This window comes from Streptococcus mitis, from assembly GCF_002096855.1.
Lineage (GTDB): Bacteria > Bacillota > Bacilli > Lactobacillales > Streptococcaceae > Streptococcus > Streptococcus mitis_Y.
The window spans coordinates 16,818-37,467 of sequence record NZ_NCVH01000027.1; the positions used below are offsets into that span (position 1 = coordinate 16,818).

Annotated in this window: 21 protein-coding genes and 2 pseudogenes; 2 read left to right on the top strand and 21 right to left on the bottom strand. The window is 40.5% G+C overall.

Features of this window, described 5'->3' with window-relative positions; translation table 11 throughout:
• Nucleotides 1–103: 103 nt before the first annotated feature.
• The 16 genes and pseudogenes from yidD to B7698_RS02245 form a co-directional block, all read right to left on the bottom strand.
• On the bottom strand, nucleotides 104–346 hold the full coding sequence (yidD, locus tag B7698_RS02170) for a membrane protein insertion efficiency factor YidD (RefSeq protein WP_084864505.1): 243 nt from the start codon (nucleotides 344–346) through the stop codon (nucleotides 104–106).
• Complete coding sequence (locus B7698_RS02175; RefSeq protein WP_001222228.1) at nucleotides 346–1,068, bottom strand: pseudouridine synthase; 723 nt, start codon at nucleotides 1,066–1,068, stop codon at nucleotides 346–348. Before B7698_RS02175 ends, yidD begins: the two co-directional genes overlap by 1 nt.
• Nucleotides 1,055–1,624, bottom strand: coding sequence for an SMC-Scp complex subunit ScpB (gene scpB, locus B7698_RS02180; RefSeq protein WP_084864506.1), 570 nt, complete (start codon nucleotides 1,622–1,624; stop codon nucleotides 1,055–1,057). The genes B7698_RS02175 and scpB overlap by 14 nt, the downstream gene beginning before the upstream one ends.
• Nucleotides 1,625–1,642: 18 nt before the next feature.
• On the bottom strand, nucleotides 1,643–2,371 hold the full coding sequence (locus B7698_RS02185) for a segregation/condensation protein A (RefSeq protein WP_084864507.1): 729 nt from the start codon (nucleotides 2,369–2,371) through the stop codon (nucleotides 1,643–1,645).
• Entirely contained in the window at nucleotides 2,371–3,105 is a 735-nt protein-coding gene (gene xerD, locus B7698_RS02190) for a site-specific tyrosine recombinase XerD (protein WP_338141158.1), read from the bottom strand. Before xerD ends, B7698_RS02185 begins: the two co-directional genes overlap by 1 nt.
• A complete protein-coding gene (gene cbpB, locus B7698_RS02195; RefSeq protein ID WP_084864509.1) occupies nucleotides 3,102–3,563 on the bottom strand; it encodes a cyclic-di-AMP-binding protein CbpB in 462 nt (153 codons plus the stop codon). Before cbpB ends, xerD begins: the two co-directional genes overlap by 4 nt.
• Nucleotides 3,560–4,081 (bottom strand): metallophosphoesterase, encoded by a 522-nt coding sequence (locus B7698_RS02200; RefSeq protein WP_023947098.1) that lies wholly within the window; start codon nucleotides 4,079–4,081, stop codon nucleotides 3,560–3,562. The genes cbpB and B7698_RS02200 overlap by 4 nt, the downstream gene beginning before the upstream one ends.
• Nucleotides 4,057–5,067: a nucleoside-triphosphate diphosphatase gene (locus B7698_RS02205; protein WP_419991887.1), complete on the bottom strand. Its 1,011-nt coding sequence runs from the start codon at nucleotides 5,065–5,067 to the stop codon at nucleotides 4,057–4,059. Before B7698_RS02205 ends, B7698_RS02200 begins: the two co-directional genes overlap by 25 nt.
• Nucleotides 5,025–5,819: a glutamate racemase gene (gene racE, locus B7698_RS02210; RefSeq protein WP_084864511.1), complete on the bottom strand. Its 795-nt coding sequence runs from the start codon at nucleotides 5,817–5,819 to the stop codon at nucleotides 5,025–5,027. The genes B7698_RS02205 and racE overlap by 43 nt, the downstream gene beginning before the upstream one ends.
• 203 nt (nucleotides 5,820–6,022) lie before the next feature.
• Nucleotides 6,023–6,271 carry a YneF family protein gene (locus B7698_RS02215; RefSeq protein WP_000364990.1) on the bottom strand — a complete coding sequence of 83 codons (249 nt, stop codon included), beginning with the start codon at nucleotides 6,269–6,271 and terminating at the stop codon, nucleotides 6,023–6,025.
• A 141-nt stretch (nucleotides 6,272–6,412) separates the two neighbouring features.
• Nucleotides 6,413–6,931: pseudogene (locus B7698_RS02220) on the bottom strand (alpha-amylase family glycosyl hydrolase); the annotation flags it as partial.
• A 69-nt stretch (nucleotides 6,932–7,000) separates the two neighbouring features.
• The gene (locus B7698_RS02225) at nucleotides 7,001–7,804 is read right to left on the bottom strand and encodes an ABC transporter ATP-binding protein (RefSeq protein ID WP_000157661.1); all 804 of its coding nucleotides are present in this window, start codon (nucleotides 7,802–7,804) and stop codon (nucleotides 7,001–7,003) included.
• Nucleotides 7,805–7,816: 12 nt separating this feature from the next.
• Nucleotides 7,817–8,710 (bottom strand): ABC transporter permease, encoded by an 894-nt coding sequence (locus B7698_RS02230; protein ID WP_084864513.1) that lies wholly within the window; start codon nucleotides 8,708–8,710, stop codon nucleotides 7,817–7,819.
• Between the two features lie 11 nt (nucleotides 8,711–8,721).
• Nucleotides 8,722–9,699 carry an ABC transporter substrate-binding protein gene (locus tag B7698_RS02235; protein WP_084864514.1) on the bottom strand — a complete coding sequence of 326 codons (978 nt, stop codon included), beginning with the start codon at nucleotides 9,697–9,699 and terminating at the stop codon, nucleotides 8,722–8,724.
• 395 nt (nucleotides 9,700–10,094) lie between these two features.
• Nucleotides 10,095–10,214 (bottom strand): annotated as a pseudogene (locus tag B7698_RS10035) (IS630 family transposase); the annotation flags it as partial.
• Nucleotides 10,215–10,416: 202 nt separating this feature from the next.
• A complete protein-coding gene (locus tag B7698_RS02245; protein WP_084864515.1) occupies nucleotides 10,417–12,042 on the bottom strand; it encodes a malolactic enzyme in 1,626 nt (541 codons plus the stop codon).
• A gap of 272 nt (nucleotides 12,043–12,314) precedes the next feature.
• On the opposite strand from B7698_RS02245, the gene B7698_RS02250 reads away from it, so the two are divergent.
• Together B7698_RS02250 and B7698_RS02255 are read left to right on the top strand one after the other, a co-directional pair.
• Nucleotides 12,315–12,665 (top strand): helix-turn-helix domain-containing protein, encoded by a 351-nt coding sequence (locus tag B7698_RS02250; RefSeq protein WP_000208712.1) that lies wholly within the window; start codon nucleotides 12,315–12,317, stop codon nucleotides 12,663–12,665.
• A gap of 127 nt (nucleotides 12,666–12,792) precedes the next feature.
• Entirely contained in the window at nucleotides 12,793–13,671 is an 879-nt protein-coding gene (locus tag B7698_RS02255) for a LysR family transcriptional regulator (protein ID WP_084864516.1), read from the top strand.
• Nucleotides 13,672–14,073: 402 nt separating this feature from the next.
• On the opposite strand, the gene B7698_RS02265 is transcribed toward B7698_RS02255, so the two are convergent.
• The 5 genes from B7698_RS02265 to B7698_RS02285 all read right to left on the bottom strand — a co-directional run bounded on the left by B7698_RS02265 (nucleotide 14,074) and on the right by B7698_RS02285 (nucleotide 20,564).
• A complete protein-coding gene (locus B7698_RS02265; protein WP_049541016.1) occupies nucleotides 14,074–15,000 on the bottom strand; it encodes an ATP-binding cassette domain-containing protein in 927 nt (308 codons plus the stop codon).
• 10 nt (nucleotides 15,001–15,010) lie between these two features.
• Complete coding sequence (locus B7698_RS02270) at nucleotides 15,011–16,078, bottom strand: ABC transporter ATP-binding protein (protein ID WP_000159551.1); 1,068 nt, start codon at nucleotides 16,076–16,078, stop codon at nucleotides 15,011–15,013.
• Nucleotides 16,079–16,086: 8 nt separating this feature from the next.
• On the bottom strand, nucleotides 16,087–17,013 hold the full coding sequence (gene oppC, locus B7698_RS02275) for an oligopeptide ABC transporter permease OppC (protein ID WP_084864518.1): 927 nt from the start codon (nucleotides 17,011–17,013) through the stop codon (nucleotides 16,087–16,089).
• On the bottom strand, nucleotides 17,013–18,509 hold the full coding sequence (locus tag B7698_RS02280) for an ABC transporter permease (protein ID WP_049496438.1): 1,497 nt from the start codon (nucleotides 18,507–18,509) through the stop codon (nucleotides 17,013–17,015). The genes oppC and B7698_RS02280 overlap by 1 nt, the downstream gene beginning before the upstream one ends.
• A gap of 66 nt (nucleotides 18,510–18,575) precedes the next feature.
• Nucleotides 18,576–20,564, bottom strand: a complete 1,989-nt coding sequence (locus B7698_RS02285; RefSeq protein ID WP_084864519.1) for a peptide ABC transporter substrate-binding protein — start codon at nucleotides 20,562–20,564, stop codon at nucleotides 18,576–18,578.
• Nucleotides 20,565–20,650: the final 86 nt, after the last annotated feature.

Here is a 20,650-nt window from a genome sequence, read left to right on the forward strand (position 1 = left end):
TAAACTCAATCACATCTTTACATGATAAAACGCATCCTATCAAGCTCACTCAAACCTGATAGGATGCGTTTTTACCATTTCACTAAAATATTTTTACCTAGCCTCATTCCCCTTCTTGATTCCGTTTGAGTGAAAAATAGTCTGGGACGGGGTCCTTACCTGTTTTCGACCAGGGATGGCAACGTAAAATCCGAGCCAAGCCCATCAAAACACCCTTGAAGCCATGTTTTTCAATAGCCTCAATCATGTAGTTGGAACAAGTAGGCTCAAAGCGACAAGAGGGTGGAAAGGCTGGGGAGATAAAACGTTGGTAAAAGCGCACAGGCGCTATTAAAATTCGTTTCATTATTTCTTGGTTACAGCCATGGTGTGTAGTTGGCTGATTTCTTTTTTATTAAGACGACGGGATTCTCCTGGACGGAGACCTGTCAAGTCTAGATGTCCAAAACGTGTCCGAGACAACTTGTCCACTTGGAGACCAACAGCTTCAAACATCTTTTTAACCTGGTGGTTACGCCCTTCGTGGATGGTCAACTGCACCACAGAGCGGTTTTTGACTGGATCCACTTTGAGAATCTCATAGACAGCTGGCTTGGTTTTCTTGCCATCAATCTCAAGACCACGGGTTAAGGGGCGGAGATTGTCCTTATTGGCCACACCTTTAACACGCGCGACATAAACCTTGTCAATCTCATTACGAGGGTGAATCATTTCATCTGTAAAATCCCCGTCATTGGTCAAAATCAAAACACCGGATGTATCCCAGTCCAAACGTCCCACAGGGTAGATACGCTCTTTGACATTGGGCAAGAGGTCGACAACCGTCTTGCGGCCCTTGTCATCTGTCACACTGGAAATGACACCGCGTGGTTTGTTAAGCAGATAGTAGACCTTTTCTTCGTTGTAGATAGGTTGACCTTCAACTTCGACCTTGTCGCCTGACTTGATGGTGGTTGCTAGTTCACGTACCACTTGGCCATTGACCGTCACCAAGCCTTGCTTGATCAGCTCTTCTGCTTTTCTCCTACTGGCCACACCTGCGTGGGCAATATACTTATTGATTCTCATCTTCTTCTATCCTTTCACCAAATAATTGGCTTTCTTGGGCTTGAATCTCAAGCTCATCAATCACTGGTAATTCTTCCAAATGATTTATCCCCATGTAATCTAGGAAATAATCCGTAGTCACATATAGGTTGGGGCGCCCCAATACTTCCTTTTTTCCGTCTTCCTTTATCAAGTCAAAGGCCTGCAACTTTGCCAAGGCCCCACTCGAGTTGACCCCACGGATGGCATCAATTTCTATCCGTGTAATCGGCTGCTTATAGGCAATGATGGACAAGGTCTCAAGGGCAGCCCGAGATAAACTCTGGTTGATAGGTGCCTTAGAGTATTCCTTCAAAATCTCTGCAAATTGAGGCTTGGTCACCAATCTATAAGCGCCCCCTGTCTCAATCAGAGCCACGCTGGAATCTGGGTCCTTTTCATACTTCTGGGCTAATTTTTCTAAACTCTGTTGGATGCCTGTCGGTGGCAGAGAGAGGAGTTCAGCTAACTGGCGGACTCTAATCCCATCTTCACCCGCTACAAACAAGAGCGCTTCTATTTTTGCTAAAGTACTCATCTTTCCTCTCTATCAAGTCTAGCTTTGGGCCACTTGACTTTCTTCCTTCTTTTCCATGAGATAAATATCTCCGAAACTTTGCTCTTGCACGAGGATCAGCTCCTGGGTTTTGATTAACTCTAGGGTTGCCAAAAAGAGGGTGATGACCTCTTGGAGATTCTGGGCTTCCTTGAACAAATCCTGCAAGCGCAATTGATCTCTTCCAATCAAGGACTCTTTCACGATAATCATCATGTCCTCAATCTTATACTCATCCCGCAAGATAGTCGTGTGATTCTGTGCAAACTCCTCTTTTTTCTTAGCTAGGATATTTGAAAAAGCCAAAAAGAGATCAATGGTCGTCTTGTCATGCACAAGCTCCGCATCTTCGTAAATCAACTCTGTCGGCGCTTTGGAATAGTACTGGGCCCGATCTTGGTGCTTGGCTTCCAAATGCTCCCCCAAGAGCTTGAACTTGCGATATTCTTCGATTTGAGAGAGAAGATCCTGCTCCAGGTCATCCTCCAAGTCGATCACTTCCGCTACCTTTGGAAGAAGCTTGCGGCTCTTGATCAGCATGAGCTGACTGGCCATGACCATGTACTCGCCCGTCACTTCCAGACGCATGGCCTGCAGGGTTGAGACATAGGCTAGATACTGTTCGATGACTTCTGTGATAGGCACATCGTAGATATCCATCTGGTACTTAGAAACCAGGTGCAAAAGCAAGTCCAAGGGCCCTTCAAAATCTTTTAATTTAATATCCATTATCTATATTTTTCTAAGGTCAGGACTGTTTTTAATCCTAATTTTTTTGCAATTTCGTACAAATCGACCTTCTTTTCTATCTGTCTTAGAATGAACTGTTCCCGCAAGGCTTGGGCTGATAAGGTTGGAAAACCTTTCTCCTTGACAAAAGCTTCTAACTGACGGAAGGCCCACTGACGAGAATAGGCTTTCCCTCCCCTTTCAAAGAGATAGGTCTGGCCCATCAAGGGTTCCAACTCTGACAGCAAGGTTGTGGGAATGGTGACAATCCTCTGTTGGGAAGCCTTCTGGATTCTCAACACTTGAAAGTCCAGATTGATATCCGCAACCTTTAGAGCTAAAATCTCACTCGGTAAGAGGCCCATTTCTAGGATTAAGAGCGCTAGCAAGCGCCCCTCTAAAACGTCGCTTTCCTGCCAAAAAGAGTCTAGGTCTAGAATCTCTGGCTTTTCAGTCTTCTTTTCAGCTTGTTTGGCTAATTCCAGACGATAAAAACTGTCCACTTCACCATTTTGATAGAGAAAGTAGAGAAATTGGTTGCAGGCCGAAAGTTTTCGCTTCTGGGCGCTGATTTTTAGATTGGCTAGCTGGCCTTGGTAAATCTTAAGACTGGTCTCAGAGATCCGCTCACCCACAATGTCTAAAAATTGCTCCAGATCATACTTATAGGACTGCTTGGAATTGGCAGACAAGTCCTGTTTTTCCTCTAAAAAGGCTGAAATCCTATCTCTCATTTGCATCGAATCTCATATTCCTTACTAAAGTCATGCAAGAGGGCATTAACGGCCTTGAGGATAGACTTGCGCGTGATAATCCCTTGGAAAATACCAGACGCATCCACAACCGGCAAGAAGGACTCATCTACCAACTTGTGCAAGACCTCCGTAATGGTAAAATCAGGCGAAACAACCGCTACGTCCGTTTGGGTCATATGAACAATATCCGTATCCGCCATGATTTCTTGACTCAAATCATGCTCCATCTGATAAGCCATAATATCTCTGAGCCCAATAGTTCCAACAAAGTGTTTTTCATCTGTTACAACAGGAACACGGGTATAGGTCATCTGACTGAGCAAGAGGGTCGCATGATCCGCATTGTGGGTATCAATCAACACGGCTAGATTTTCAGCAGGGGTCAAAAAAGTTTCCTCCTGCCCCAACAAGAAAGTCTCAAACTCCTTGGCAATCATCGGCTAAACTCCTTGGACAAGCCCGGATACACCTCGTGGTCTCGTGTCAAAAAGTCCACTTTGAAATAACTGTCATCAATCTCCACACGAGCATAGAGACATTCTCTGATGGTCCCACGTGGTTGACTGATGGAACCTGGATTTAGAAAGAGGGTCTTGCCTTCCATCCAAGCGCTTGGCACATGCAAGTGACCATAAAGGCAGATATCAGCATTTTCTTCCTGAGCCCAGTAGTCCAACTTTTGAAAATTGAAATTAATGTCAAACAAGTGACCATGAGTTTGGATAATCTTGGTCGAACCAAGCTCAGTCACCAACCGTTCTGGGTAGCCGGCGTAGAAGTCCATGTTCCCTTTAACAACGCGGATGCCCTCCCAAAGTGGAGAATCTGGACGCAGTTCAGAATCGCCGTTATGAAAAACAGCATCAACTTTGCCCACATAGCGATCACGGATTTCTTCCACAATCAAGCTATCGCCATGGGAATCGCTCATTACAATGATGGTTTGCTTTGCCATGATGGAAATACCTCCAAAAGTTTCTTAACGGCTAAGGCACGGTGAGATTGACTATTTTTTTCTTCAAGGGTTAATTCAGCTGAGGACTTGCCTGTCTCTCCTACAAGGAAGAGAGGGTCGTAACCAAATCCATTTTCACCCTTAGGTTCAAAGTTAATGTAGCCAGGCCAGTCTGCTTCAACAACCAAACTTTCCTTGTTTGGACTGGCTACGACTAGGGTTGTATGGAACTGAGCCGAACGATCCTTGAGTTCAAAGACCATGGCCAATTCGTGCAAGAGTTTGGCATTGTTTTCACGATCAGTTGCTCCCACACCTGCGAAACGAGCTGACCAGACACCTGGCAAGCCACCAAGGACATCAACTTTAAGTCCAGAATCATCTGCCAGAACCATCTTGCCCGTTAATTGAGAAATGGTTTCTGCCTTGAGGCGGGCATTTTCTTCGAAGGTCATGCCTGTTTCTGCTACTTCAGGTAGGTCAGGATAGTCATTGAGATTTTCCACATCGTAGCCTAGCTTGTCAAAGATAGCTCGGAATTCCTTGGTCTTGCCTTCGTTTCGAGTCGCAATCAATAAGGTTTCTCTGACCTTGTTTGTCTCAAAGAAAGCTTCTACATCAACACCTTCTTTAGGCAATTCCACATACAAGAGTTGCCCATTTTCAACCAAGAGCAGAGCCCCTTGACGTTGGATGACTTCCACATTTCGTCCCATTTCTTGGTTGAGGATATCTACCACAAAAGACAATAAACGGTAGAGAGAACCATAGCGTAAAACAGTAACAGAAACAGGAAAACCTCGATCCTCATCTCGAAATCTTTGGGCAAACTCCAATAGAGGAAAATCCAAGTCATCATCCGTCAACGTCCGGACGCCACCAAAAATACCATAGGACCCGACATACCAGTCCTGGTCATCCTTGTATTCATAAATTTTATTTGTCATAATTCTACATGCTCCACATAAATCTCTTTTTCCAGCCATTCTTCACCAATTTGTGCAAAACTTTGGCTGCTGGCTGTTGTGTAAAAACGGTGATGGAGTGGTCCAGCATCGCGACCACGATTGATTTCAAAATAATTGAGTAAGACTGAGATGTCCCGTACGCACTCTGCCCCACTATCAATGAGCTGAACCTTGGGTCCCATGACATTTTGAATAATAGGTCTGAGGAGTGGATAATGGGTACAACCCAAAATCAGGCTGTCCACCTTTCCAACCAAGGGACGCAGGGTTTCATAGACCACTTTCTTGGTGACACTGGTTGACAGGGCACCAGACTCCACCAAGGGAGCAAACTTGGGACAGGCCAAACTCTCCACCTGTAAGTCCGGATCCAAATCATGGATTTTCTGACGGTAGATGTCTGATTGTACCGTCATGGGTGTTCCAATCACTCCGATTTTCCCACCTTGGCTGGACTTGATAGCTGCCGAAGCTCCTGGCAAAATCACACCCAAGACAGGAATATCTAGTTGAGCCTTAATTTCTTCCCAGACGACGGCAGTCGCAGTATTACAAGCAATGACAATCATTTTGACATCCTTGGTCAAAAGAAAGTTGACCAACTGCCAAGTATATTCACGAATTTGCTCAGCAGGACGGGGCCCGTAAGGCGCCCGTGCCGAATCTCCAATATAGATGATTTCTTCATGGGGAAGCTGGCGCATGAGCTCGCGCACAACGGTCAAGCCCCCGACACCCGAATCCAAAAAACCAATTGGTCGATTATCCATACAGTCTTCTTTCTAGTCTTTTTTCTGATTGATAGTTCATTATGATTACTGTTTCTTATGAACTGAATAATGACAGCCTAATCAACAACTATCTCTCTTAATCATAATCAAATATCAATAGAATGCAAGGAAAAAGTCTCATCCCTAAACCCTTAGCCAACATAGTGAGAAGTCTGGAACTTTCATCCCAGACTTTTCCTTATTTATTTTTTCTTTTTATTGTTAGCGAGGGCTGCTTTTTGTTGGCGGATGATTTGGTGGTAAACTTGTTGTACCTTGGCTTCGCTTGGTTTTTGACCATTTGCACTCAAAAGAGTACGAACTGCTTCAGCATTCAAACGTGGGTTGTCAGCGAATTCTTTTTCAATTTGCTTACGAACCAAGTACATTCCTCCAAGAGCTCCTCCTAGAAAAGCTAGCACAATCAATACAATTGCTAATAGTAAATCCATCATTTTTCTCCTGTTTCTTTTTGAGTCTCTTTCATTATACCACAAACTAGCCACCCTGACTAGTTTGTTTTACGCTTTCAGATATGGAATAGACAGCAAAAAGAACCCTGCTTTTCTGCGAAAGAGGGCTCCTTACTGAGTTTAATTTACATGGATAGCCAGTGTTTGATAAGGTTTGAGTAGAATTTTTTCAGACACTTCTGTGGCATAAAAATTATTGAGCACTAGTAACTTTTGATCCTCATACTGGCGTTCAAAAGCGTAGACTTGCTGACTGTCTTCAAAAGCTGGTTTGTAACTTCCTTCTGAGATGATAGGCATTTCTTTACGAAGTCGAATCAAGTCTTGGTAGAAGGTGAAAATCGGACCTTGGATTTCATTTTCTACATTGATATGAGGGTAGGATTTTCCTGCCTTGAGCCAAGGTGTCCCTACTGTAAATCCTGCATTTTCCGAGGAATCCCACTGCATGGGAATTCGTGAATTATCACGCGACTTAGCCTGAATAATCTGGAAGGCTTCTTCCTGACTCTTCCCTTCTTCTAAGAGCATCTGATAAGCATTGAGCGATTCGACATCCACATAATTATCCATAGAATCATAGTCTGGGTCAATCATCCCGATTTCCTCGCCCATATAAATATAAGGTGTTCCACGAGAATTTCTATTTGTAGATTTTGCAAAGCGTAAGAAATAAAAGACTGAGACACCAGATCTCAGCCTTTTTCTTTATCCCAAAACTAATTCATCACTGACCAGACTTTGACCACTATTTTTCTGGAAGAGATGCATAAGGTCTTCAACCGTCAGATGCTTTTTCTCCTCTCCCTTGACATCCACCACTATTTTCCCTTGATAGAGCATAATGAGACGATTTCCGTACTCAATAGCATGGTTCATATCGTGGGTAATCATCAAAGTCGTCAACTGATGGTGTTCCACAATCTTTTGCGTCAAATCCATCACCATTTGACTAGTTTTCGGGTCAAGGGCCGCAGTATGTTCATCCAAAAGCAAAAGTTTGGGTTTCACCAGAGCTGCCATGACTAGGGTCAAGGCCTGTCTTTGTCCTCCTGAGAGATATTGAGTATCTACTTTTAAGCGGTTTTCAAGACCAATATTCAACTCCTTTAAGGCCTCTTGGAACTGGATTCTATCCTTCTCCTTCACGCCCCAACCAAGCCCTCTTTTCTGCCCACGTCTCAAGGCAATAGCCATATTCTCCTCAATCGTCAAACGAGAAGCTGTTCCCATCTTAGGATCTTGAAAAACACGGGCGATATCCTTGGCTCTCTTTCTGACACTCAGATTTTTAATGGATTTTCCTGCCAATAACAGATCCCCTTCATCCACCGATAGATTGCCTGCCAAGATATTCATCAAAGTGGATTTACCTGCTCCATTTCCACCAATCACAGAGATAAAATCTCCCTCTTCAACCTCTAAATCTAATCCTTTGAGGACATGGTTCTCATTGACCGTCCCTGCTTCAAATGTTTTGTGAATATTTTCAAGTGTTAACAAACTTGCCATAACTTTCTCCTCCTATTCATTTCTCAATTTCAGACCACGAATCTTTAATCTCTTTTGCAATTCTGGTGCAAATAAAACTAAGGCTAACAAGATTGCATTAAAGAGACGTACCAAGTTTTGATCTAGATTTGGAATTTCATAGATATTTAAAATAATCAAACGGTAAACAATAGCACCGATTCCGATGGATAATAAGCGACTTCCAATGGTCAAGTCGTGTATCAAGACTTCCGCAATAATCACTGCACTCAAACCAACAACGATGGTTCCTGTTCCAGAAGTCACATCTGAAAATCCATCATTTTGGGCAAACAAGGAACCACATAGGGCAATCAAGCCGTTTGAAATCATGTAACCAACAATCTTCATGGTGTCTACATTGACCCCATTGGCCTCACTCATAGGAATATTGTCCCCAGTCGAACGCAAGACCAAGCCAATCTCTGTTTTCATCAAAAGAGTCAAGACCAAACAAACAAGTAAGAGACAGGCCAAACTGAATGAGAAAACAGCTTCTTCAGTTGTCAGCCCTAAGCTTGCCAATTGTTTAAAGACGGTTGCAGAATCTCCCAAGGAAAGATTAGGCACGCTTCCCATGATTTTAATATTGATGGAATAAAGCCCTGTCAAGGTCACAATCCCTGTCAAGAGAGCTGGGATTTTCATCTTGGTGTGGAGCATTCCTGATACAAGACCTGCTACCATACCTGCCAGCAAAGCAAGTAAAGTCGCAATCCAAGGATTTGTCCCTGCCTGTATCTGTGATACAACGACTGCTGCCCCCAGAGGAAAGGCTCCCTCAGCAGTCATATCCGCAATATCCAAAATACGGAAAGTCAAGTAAACCCCAATAGCCATAATCGACCACAACAAACCTTCTGATAAACTAGATAATACAAAATTCATCTTAAACCTCCTTATTCCTTGCCTTCTAACTTACTAATATCAATTCCCAATGCGTCTGCCATTTCTTGATTGGTATGTAATTCTAGTTTTTCAGGCAACTCAACTGCTATATTTTCTGGCTTCTCACCTTTTAAAATACGAATCAACATGCGGGCTGTCTGCCGTCCCAATTCTTCATAATTGGTTCCGTAGTTATACAAGCCACCAACAGCAATCATTTCTGTTGAACCACCAAATACTGGAACCTTGTGTTTAATAGAAACCTGCTTGACTGTTTCCATGGTTGATGAAATGATATTATCCGTTGGTACAAAAATCATATCCACCTCTGCCATCAAGCTTTCTGCTGCCGCCTTGACATTGTTACTGTCCAAGATTGTTTTTTCAACAACGGTAAATCCTTTTTCTTCCAGAAGGCGCTTAGCTTCATCCTTTTGGACAACTGAATTTGGCTCGCTCTGAGTATAGAGGATTCCAATCGTTTTAGCTTTTGGCAACACTTTCTTTATCAAATTGATTTGGGTTGAAATGGCATCTGATGACTGGTCACTTGTCCCAGTCACATTGCCCCCAGGGTGTTCTCTTGACTCAACCAACTTGGCACTGACAGGGTCTGTTACAGCTGAAAAGATAACCGGTGTCGTTTGTGTTGTATTAGCCAAGCTCTGAGCAGAAGGCGTTGCGATAGCTAGAACGACATCACTAGATTCTGCTAGTTGCTGGGAAATTGTTTTAAGATTTCGTTGCTCTCCCTGTGCATTTTGCAAATCAATCTCGATATTTTTCCCTTCAACATAGCCTTGCTTAGCCAGCTCATCCACAAAACCTTCTCTAGTAGCGTCTAGGGACTGGTGGGTAATAAATTGCGAAATACCGATACGAAAAACATCTTTTTTCTTATCTGCCTTCAACTGATGCAAACTGATCAGAGAGATCAAGAGAATCCCCACTACCAAGAGGGGGGCTAGTAATTTTCGAACAACTTTCATAATGAAACTCCTTCTCAGAAAAGATAAAACAAAAAACCGCCTAGATAATATCTAAACGGATACTTGAAATAATCTAACAAGTTACAACTTAGCTAGCCCATTTAGATATTCATCTATATGGACCACAATCAAAAATCTTAGCCACATAGATACAAACAAATTGCTTGAACTGTTTGCATCCATGGTGATATGTCTACAAACACTATCTAAAGTAGCTAAAGTAAAAGTTTTGATTCATCGTTACAGCTTGTTTTTTATTCATTTCTTTTTCTGCTTTCTTTTTTGATGTTTCCTATCTTACCACCTTTTTCATCACCTGTCAAGAATATTTCAGAATTTTTTAAAATTTTTCGAAAATTCTTTCATAATTCTTTCAATCAATTCTTTTAGGATGACTTCAAAGATTTGCCCATTAGACAAAATATAACGATTTGAAGACTTTTATGGTATTCAGTTGTACTAGAGTTTTTTAAAAGTGTTTTGATGGCTTGTATTTCTTCTTTGGTTGATTTCATATCACTATTATATCATGCATTTTGATTTTAGTGTAGTATTAAACTGACTCTTGGCAGTCGGACAAAAAATCGACAGTTATTTTATACTGTTTAAAACCAATAGTCAATACGACAATCTCTTTACTTTTCGGTTATCAACTCTGTAGATTGCTAACATATCCAAAATAAGCTAAGTATCCCGAGGATAGGCAACAGAAATGAATTATTTATACTCTGGATACCACTTCAAATCACGAACTGCTTTGGCCATATCTGTTTCCTTAGCGCGTGCAAGACCTTGCTCTTGTGCTTTTTTAGCGACTGCTTCTGCTACTTTAATAGAAACATCTGCTACATACTTGAATGGTGGCAAGACAGGAGCTCCTGGTTGGCCTGGATCGACAATACCACTCAATGAATGCGCCGCTGCTCCAATCATTTCATCAGTCAAAAGACTTGCTTCAGAAGCCAGCATACCTAGACCAAGACCTGGGTAAATCAGGGCATTATTTGCTTGACCAATCACATAGTCTACACCTTTGTAAGAAACCGTATCAGCAGGAATTCCTGTTGCGACAAAAGCTTTGCCATCTGACCATTCAATCAAATCTTTGGCACTAGCTTCTGCCAATTTAGTTGGATTTGACAAAGGGAAGATCATTGGACGTTCTGTGTTTTCACACATAGCTTCTACTATTTCTTTAGTGAAGGTATTAGGCTGAGTTGAAGTTCCTACAAGAATGGTTGGCTTCACAGTCTTCACTACTTCAAGCAGATCAGTCAACTTATCTGCGTTACTAAAGTCAGCACGTTTCTTAGCAAATGGTTTTTGCTCTGGTGTCAAGTCATCCATGTCATCAAAGAGAAGACCTTGTTTATCAACCATAAAGAAACGTTTATAAGCTTCTTCTTCAGAAAGACCTTCACTTACCATTTCACGAAGAACACGAGAGGCAATTCCTGCACCCGCAGTACCACCACCATAGCAGAGATAAACTTGATCTGTTAATTTTTCACCACTAATATCCAGCGAACCGAAGATACCACCCAAGGTAACGATTCCTGTACCTTGAATATCATCATTAAAGGTCGGAATTTGTTTCCGGTATTTTTCAAGAATATTGGCTGCATTCAAGCGGCCGAAGTCTTCCCAGTGAAGGTAGAGTTTAGGAAAGAGACGTTCTGCTGTTTGAACAAATTGGTCAATGAAGTCGTAGTAACGATCTCCGCGGACCCGTTCGTGACGATTTCCTAAGTAATTAGGATTGTTACGAAGTTCTTCGCGGTTAGTCCCTGCATCAATGACTAAAGGAAGGACCATCGAAGGATCGATTCCAGCAGCACCCGTATAGACCATCAATTTCCCAACAGAAATATCGACACCATTTGTTCCCCAGTCGCCAATTCCAAGGATTCCTTCTGCATCTGTTACAACAATGAGACGAATCTCGCGACCCCCGGCAGCGTTTTTCAAAGTAGCTTCAATATTTTCAGGATGATTAATATCAAGATATCCCGCATATTGGGGATCTACAAAAAGATCACTATAGCCTTCAATCGTATCTGCAATAGTTGGATCATATACAATTGGATTGAATTCTTCCAAATGTTGAGAAAAAAGGTAATAGAAAAGAGTCCTGTTGGTATTAAAAATTTCCATTAGGAAAAGACGTTTTTCCAAATCATTGGCTTTTGTTTGCATTTGTGCATAAGTTTGCGCCGCTTGTTCTTCAATCGTTTGAACATACGGTGGCAGTAAACCAATAAGGCCTAGTTCCTTTCGCTCCTCTAAGGTAAAGGCAGTACCTTTATTGAGGAAAGGATTGTTTAAAATATCATGTGAAGTCATAGTGCAAGCTCCTTTTTATTTATATTATACCACATGAAACGAATTGTTCGTAAAACGTTGTTGTTTAAATAATACAATTGTATACGCATATGTTATAAATTTCTGAACTCATCAAACTCTCGATGATCTCTCTTTACTAAAAGTTTCGAGTAAAATAAACCAATCATACAAATTGACAATCCTCATTAAAATAAATATCATCTAGGTATGTTATGTAATACTTTGTATTTTTTAAGGTGCTTTTTGTCATATAAAACTTGTATTCTATTTATATGACAACTAAAAACTATTTACAACAATATATTTCCCAAAAAGTGAAATATTTTCGAACACAGAATAAAATGAGCCAGGAAGAACTTTCGGAACAAGCAGGACTCGGGCTTAAGTATATCAATCAACTTGAAAACCAAAATGTGAATCTGACCATTCACAGTCTTGAAAAAGTGATTGACGCCCTAGAAATGACCCCAGAGGAATTTTTCAATTTTGATAGCCTTGAATCAACCTCTGATAAGAGTGACAATCTTTCACTCAAAAGAATCAACATGAAGATTAAACAGCTCCCTATTGATAAACGAGAAAAAATGTTGGTCATTTTTGAGAGTATCTTAGATAATCTTTGAGATCCCTGACTCACTTACATTTTAACTGGTGAATACTCGTATAGTCAAATTGTAGGATACGGATAAAAATTATTTATCTGCTGTTTTCCACTTATTTTCCTTCTCCAACTAATGAAAGTGAACCCATATGAATTTAAAAGATCTACAATATTTTTATGACCTCTGCCAGCTTCAATCCTATACGGAAGTAGCAAAACAACATAAAGTCAGCCAACCATCTATTTCTTATGCTATCAAGCGCTTAGAGGAATCCTTTAACTGCAAATTGATTCACCATGACCCCTCGCATCGTTCCTTCAAGCTAACTCCTCAAGGACAAATCCTTCTAAAGCATACAGAACTGATCTTACCTGAGGTCATTTCTACTCGCAAAGAAATTAATCGCTCCTTGGCACAATACTCTACTGTAGGATTCCCTCCTATTATCATTCAGTATCTCTTTGCTGCCTTAAACGAAAAAGATAAATTCGATTTTTTAAAAAAGATACGCCCTATCCGAGGTGGCTCCGTAGAGTTATTAAACCTTCTCCTTAAGGGAGACCTTAATGCAAGCCTACTCGGTTTGATTGAACCTCTCAATTATCCTTCAATAGAGACACACGAGCTATTTCATAAAGAACTGTATGTCGTTTTATCTAAGAACCATCCTTTTGCCACTGCTCCTTCCCTCGCTTTTGAAGAATTAGTAGATCAATCCTTTATACTCTTAGACGAACACTTTGTTCACCTGAAAGCTTTTGAAACGCTTAATCAGAAGCATCAAAACAAGGCAGAAATATTCTTTAAGACTGATGACATTGTCATTCTTAAAGAACTTTTAAAGAAAGGGATTGGCCTTAGTTTACTGACTGATATCGCACTTTCTGATGAAGATGATGATTTAATAAAAATTCCTCTTATACCGAAGGATAAGATAACTTTTACAGTTTATTACGCTTACCTTAAATCAGCTACACCGTCATCAGAAGTAGAAGCCTTATTTAATCTCCTTAAATCATATGAATAGAAAAAACTCTAACTATCAATGAACTGATAGCTAGAGTTTTTTACATTGTAGATATTAGACTCAATGAAAATCAAAAAGCAAACTAGGAAGCTAGCCGCAGGTTGCTCAAAACACTGTTTTGAGTTGGCAGATAGAGCTGACGTGGTTTGAAGAGATTTTCGAAGAGTATTAGAATATAGTAGATTGAAGCTAGAGTAATACGCCGCGACTTCTAAACCTTTTCTAGAAATTAATTTGACTTTCCGAATCGAGTTGTTCAGATTTTATTTCATATCACTATAATTCAATGATTTTCTAAGAATTCTATTTCTTTCGAAAATTCTTCCAAAGTTTTTCAAATCAGCCCAACAAAAAAAGGTTTATAATTTCCACAAAATTAACATGGAAATTATAAAACCATTATTAGTTTAGTCCTTTTTGATAACGTGCCAATTCGGCTTGGTTAGCCCAAACATAGTGACCTGGACGGATTTCAACCATGGATGGTTTATCAGTCTCATAGTCGTGTTGACTTGGGTCGTAAACCTTCAAGACCTTCTTACGTTCCAAGATTGGATCTGGGATTGGTACCGCTGAAAGTAAGGCTTGAGTATATGGGTGAATTGGATTGTTAAACAATTCTTCTGTTTCTGCAACCTCTACAATAACACCCTTATAAATAACTGCGATACGATCTGAAATAAAGCGAACGACAGACAAGTCATGGGCGATAAAGAGATAGGTCAAACCAAGTTCTTTTTGGAATTTTTTGAGCAAGTTCAAGACTTGGGCACGAACAGAAACGTCCAAGGCTGAAATGGGCTCATCTGCAATAACAAAATCTGGTTGCATGACCAAGGCACGGGCAATACCGATACGTTGACGTTGACCACCTGAGAACTCATGAGGGTAACGAGTCAAGTGCTCAGCAAGCAGACCTACTTCACGGATAATATTTTGAACTTTCTCTTTACGTTCTTCTTCATCCTTGAACAGATGATGATTGTAAAGACCTTCAGAAATAATATAATCAACAGTCGCACGTTCATTCAAACTTGCCGCAGGGTCTTGGAAAATCATCTGGATACGACGAATCAATTCCGCAGCTTGTTCACGCGATTTCTTACCATTAATCTTTTGACCATCAAAAATGATATCACCATTACTTGTATCATTTAGACCGATTATCGCACGACCAATAGTTGTTTTCCCACTACCTGACTCACCTACAAGCGAGAACGTTTCTCCCTTGTTGATAAAGAAGTTAGCATTTTTAACCGCAACAAACTTCTTACTTCCTTCACCGAAGGAAATTTCTAAATCTTTGATTTCTACTAATTTTTCAGACATTTCCTTCCTCCTAGTCTTCCAGATGGGCAAATCCCATTTTTTCACGAATCTTATCATGGAGATTTGCAATCACAGCTGGTTTTTCTACTTTTGGAGCATCCTCATGAAGTAGCCAAGTTTTAGCCCAATGTGTCTCTGATACTGAGAATTGAGGAGCTTTTTGTTCGAAGTCAATCTGCATTGCATAGTCAGAACGCAAGGCAAAGGCATCCCCTTTCAGGTCAGTATAAAGTGACGGAGGTGTTCCTGGGATTGAGTAAAGATCCCCTTTATCATCAGCAAGCTGAGGTAAGCTAGACAAGAGACTCCATGTATATGGATGGCGAGGGTCATAGAAGACTTCCTCAACAGTTCCATACTCAACAATTTCACCAGCATACATAACCGCTACCTTATCCGCAATACTTGCTACCACACCAAGGTCGTGAGTGATAAAGATTGTTGTGAAATGGTACTCATTTTGTAATGATTTGAGCAAATCAATAATCTGAGCTTGGATGGTCACATCCAAGGCAGTCGTTGGCTCATCACAGATCAAGACATCAGGTCGGCAGGCAAGGGCAATCGCAATAACGATACGTTGACGCATTCCTCCAGAATATTGGAATGGGTATTCATCAAAACGTCTATCTGCGTCTGGAATCCCAACCTTATTCATGTAGTCAATCGCCAATTCTTTTGCTTCTTTAGCTGTTTTTCCTTGGTGTTTTACAATAACTTCTGTAATCTGACTACCAATTGTTTTAATTGGGTCCAAACTAGTCATTGGATCTTGGAAGATAGTCGCAATCTTAGCACCACGAATTTGTTCCCAATCCTTGTGAGAAGATAAAGCTGTCAAATCTTGACCACGGTAGTCAATACTTCCTTGGGCAATGCGACCATTTTCTTCAAGCATACCTGTGAAAGTCTTTGTCAAAACAGATTTCCCTGATCCTGACTCACCTACCAAGGCTAATACTTCTCCTTCAACTAGTTCAAGAGAAACGCCGCGAATGGCTGTCAATACTTTGTCACGAACGTCAAATTCCACGACAATATCGCGAGCAGTCAAAATTACATTTTTTTCTTTTGTCATTTCTACTCCTATCTATGTGTACGTGGATCACTAGCATCCGCTAAGTTTTGACCAACTACGAAAAGGGACAAGGATACCAAGACAAGAGTTGTCAATGGAATCCAGAACAAGTAAGCATTAGTTGTTACGTTCTGTGAATAATCTGAAATCAAACGACCCAAACTTGGCACTGTAATTGGTAATCCAAGACCGAAGAATGACAAGAAGGCTTCGTATGAGATAAAGCTTGGAAGCATTTGAGTCATCGTTGTCACAATAACAGATACCAATTGTGGCATGATGTTTTTGGCAACAATCTTCAAGGTTGGTGTTCCCAAGGTACGTGACGCCAAATTGTATTCCAAATCACGGTAACGCAAGATTTGCACACGAATCATGAAGGCAATCCCAATCCATGTTGTTACACTCATGGCAAAAATCAGATTCCAGAATCCAGCTCCGATTGAGTAAGTCAAGACAATGACAATCAAAAGAGATGGGATGTTTGAGATGACGTTATAAATTTCCATCATCACGCGGTCAACTGATTTTGAAATTCCCCAAATACCACCGACAAAAACGCCGATAACCAAGTTAATCACTGTCGCAATCACAGAAATGAGGATAGAGTTACGAGCTCCGAACCAGACACCGTCAAAGAGAGATTTACCGTTACTGTCTGTACCGAACCAATGCTCAGCATTTGGCTTGATATAACGAGCACTAAAGTCGTTTACCTTGCTGACATCATTGAAATCAAACTTAGAAAACATTGGGTAGATGAAACTCATCAAAATGATAGCTACCAAGATTCCCAACATGACTACAGTTGATTTCTTCTTCATAAATTGTCTAAACACTGAACCCCAGTATGAATAAGCTGGCGCATCAATGGCTTCAGAGGCAAAATCGTCACGTTTTACAAACTGAAATTTTTCTTTATCGATTGTAGACATTATTTGCCTCCTTTCTCAGTCAATTTAATACGTGGGTCAATAATCGTCATCCAAATATCTCCTAAAAGAAGTGAGAAGATAGAAATACATGTAAAGATGAAGACAAGACCTACGACCATAGAGTTATTAGATGCTTTTACAGAGTCAATCAACATTTTACCCATACCTGGGAAAGCGAAGACTGTTTCAGTAAGGGTTGCACCACCGATAACTCCGATAACAGCACCAGGAATTCCTGAAACCAGCGGAACCATGGCATTTTTAAAGATGTGTTTGTTTGAAATTTCTTTTTCAGACAAACCTTTTGCACGAGCAAAACGAACAAAGTCCTGTGACTGCAAGTCAATCATGTAACGACGAATCCAAATGGCTGTACCAGGAGCCCCCAACAAACCAAGGATAACTGCTGGTAAAACATACGAACGCCAATCTCCAGCACCCAAGATAGGGAATGAATCTGGCAAGCCGATTGAAGAACCAGCCAAACGAACGATATAAACCAAGGCAATGGTTGGAAGAGCCATCAAGAAGGTCAAAACCCCTGTTGAAAAGCTATCAATCCAAGTATTCTTGAAGCGAGCCATTGCTGAACCAAGTGGCACAGCAATCGCATAAGAAATTACCAAACCAATCAATCCAACGACTGCAGAGCTAGCAATCATAGAAGGATATTGGTAGTTGCTTTCTGTAGCTGTATAAGGATCATCTTTCCCATAATTGGCTACTTCACGTGAATCAGCCTGACTAGGTGACTTGTAGGTTCTTGAGTAAATATTTACAGAAGAAGTTTTCTTACCTGTTGGGAACTGAACTTGAGATGTTTTTGTTTGACCTTGTCCTTGAGTAATAACCTGTAAAACTGGGCTATTAGCATAGGTTGGATAAGAGTCACCTAAATTAATGTTCACAAAGTTTTGATGCACAAATGGGAACTGACTGTTGAAGTACAAGAGATATTTGTGTTTGGTTCCTGAACCGACCAATGACCATCCGATAGCTGGATCATTTTCGAAACGAAGGTAACGTTTCAAGTCTGGGTTTTCAGGGTCTTGGATTTTATTTGTATGGTCAATGTCAATCAAGTTAGCATAAAATTTGAAAACACGTTCAAAAATTGGGATTTCACGAGTAGCGTAGAATTGGCCACTTTCAGTAAATTCTCCCAAGGTCCAACCATGACCGATTTGTTTGATGTATTTTTCGTAGATAGCCTTGTTGGTATCATTGGCTTCAACGGTTACAGAAGCATCCATCTGACTAGCTTTTTCTTGCAACTCTTTGGTATCGTAGTACTCGATATAGCCCATACGCTCATAAACAGTATTTTCATAGTTATCACGTTTATCAGCAGTTGTCGCAATTTTGTTATAGTTGGTATCCTGTTTGAAAATCAATTTTCGAGGAACCATTGTATAGATAATCGTGTAAGTCAAGGTTGTTACTAAGAAGATAGAAACCAATGACCGTAAAACACGCATAAAAATATATTTTTTCATATCATTTCCTTTAAAAATCCCAAAAGAACCTTCTCCTCATGGAGAGAAAGTTCTATTGAAAATTATTTACTTCACATGACTTGCCAATTCTTTTTGAGCTTTCTCGTTTGATTCAGTCTTTTCTTTCAACCATTTTTCACGAGCTTTTTCATACTCTTCTTTGGTGATTGCTTTTTCACCAACTTCAGTGTACTTCAAGTATCCTGCATTTTCACCTTTAAGGCCAGCTACAGAATATGAAGAACTAAATGGTAGAACTTTTGAAACATATGAAACGGCTGTTTCTTTAGGAGAAGCCATTACTGGAATTGTCAAAGCGTTGTCAGTCAACCAAGCTTGTGCTACTGCGTATTTTTCATAACGTTTTTGAACATCTTGGTTTTCACTGTTTGCGTCATCAAGTAATTTTCCATAGTCAGCTAAAGCAAGTTTGCTTACTACTGATGCATCTGTGTTTTGGTCAATACCAAGGTAAAGGCGAGTGCTTCCTCCCTTAAGGACGAATTGATCCAAGAAAGTAGAAGGATCTTGATAGTCCGGGTTCCATCCTAGCAAGGTATGGATATCCCAGTCTTGCTCTTTAGCTGTTGGAGCGCTAAATGAAATTGGTAAAGCTTCTGCTTGAGTCATTTGTTGTAAGTCTACAACAACATTATCTGAACCCAATACTTTTTCAATTGATTGTTTCAATGATTGAACACGGTTTACAACCGCTGTTGATTCTTGGATAACCAGGGCATCCAAGTGGATTGGGAATTCAACACCTTCAGCTTGTAGACTTGATTTGGCTTTAGCAAAGACTTCTTTCGCTTTTTCTTCATTGTAAAGGCCATTTTGAGAATCTGCTAGAGACACGTTTGACCAAGTAGAAGAATTTGTCTTAGCCAAGCTATCTTGTACCAATTCACCAAATGTTTTCTTACCAACTTGAAGATTATAAGGTGCAAACGTATTACGGATGGCTACTGCAGCTCCATCAGTACCATTTGTTTGAGCTGAGTAAGAATTGCGATCGACAGCAAAGTTCAAGGCTTGACGGAATTCCTTGTTTAGCAATGCTTTCTGAGTAGATGTCTTTTGGGTATCACTTGTTTTGGCAGTGTGGTTATAGGTTGTACGGCCATAATTCAAGCTGACAGTTGCAACACCCGCTCCTGGTTCATTAAAGTAAATGTTATCTTTAAAGTCAGCTGCATATTTTTCATATGTAGAACTTGTAGGGAAGATACGAGCCTTGCTATATTGACCATCAGCAAAACCTTTAGCAATCACATCTTGGTCCTTACCATCCCAGAAAGTGAACTTAACGTTCTCAATTTTTACATTTTCTTTGTCCCAGTAAGCATCATTTTTAGCCATCTCGATAGATGATTTTGGAGTTACAGATTTTAAGACAAATGGACCGTTATAAAGAATAGAGTTAGCATCGGTTGGGGCACCAAAACCTTCACCTTTTGAAGTTAAGAATTCTTCATTAACCGGCATCAAAACACCACTAGTGGTCTTATCATTCCAGAAAGTTTCTGGCTGGTTCAAGGTATATTCTAGTGTTTGATCATCAAGTGCTTTTACTCCAACGGTTGAAAAATCGCTTGTTTCACCCTTGATATAGGGTTCTAATCCCTTAATAGAAGAGCTAACGATTGAAAGTCCTTTTGATTTTCCATCTACGGCATGTTTCAAACCAGTAACGAAGTCTTTAGCAGTTACAGGAGCGTATTCTTCTCCCTCTGCTGTAACCCATTTAGCATCCTTACGGATTTTATAGGTATAAGTCAAACCATCTTTTGAAACTGTCCATGATTCAGCAATAGAAGGAACCAAGTTACCATATTTATCATTAGCCAACAAACCATCTACAGCATTTGTTGTGACGAATGATGTTGAATCGATATTGCTGACGATATAATCCAAAGTTTCTGGATCTGTTTGATAAACATATTGGTAATCTTTTGCTAATTTAGCATTATTTGAACTAGTGTTTGAACACGCAGCTAGAACTCCTGACGCTAATAAGGTAGCTCCCGCTACAGCAAGCACTTGACTTTTTTTCATTTATTTACTCCTCTTATAAATAAAGTATAGGTTATCATCAATTATATCATAGATTTCAAGAAAAGTAAACGAATTTTCAGAATATT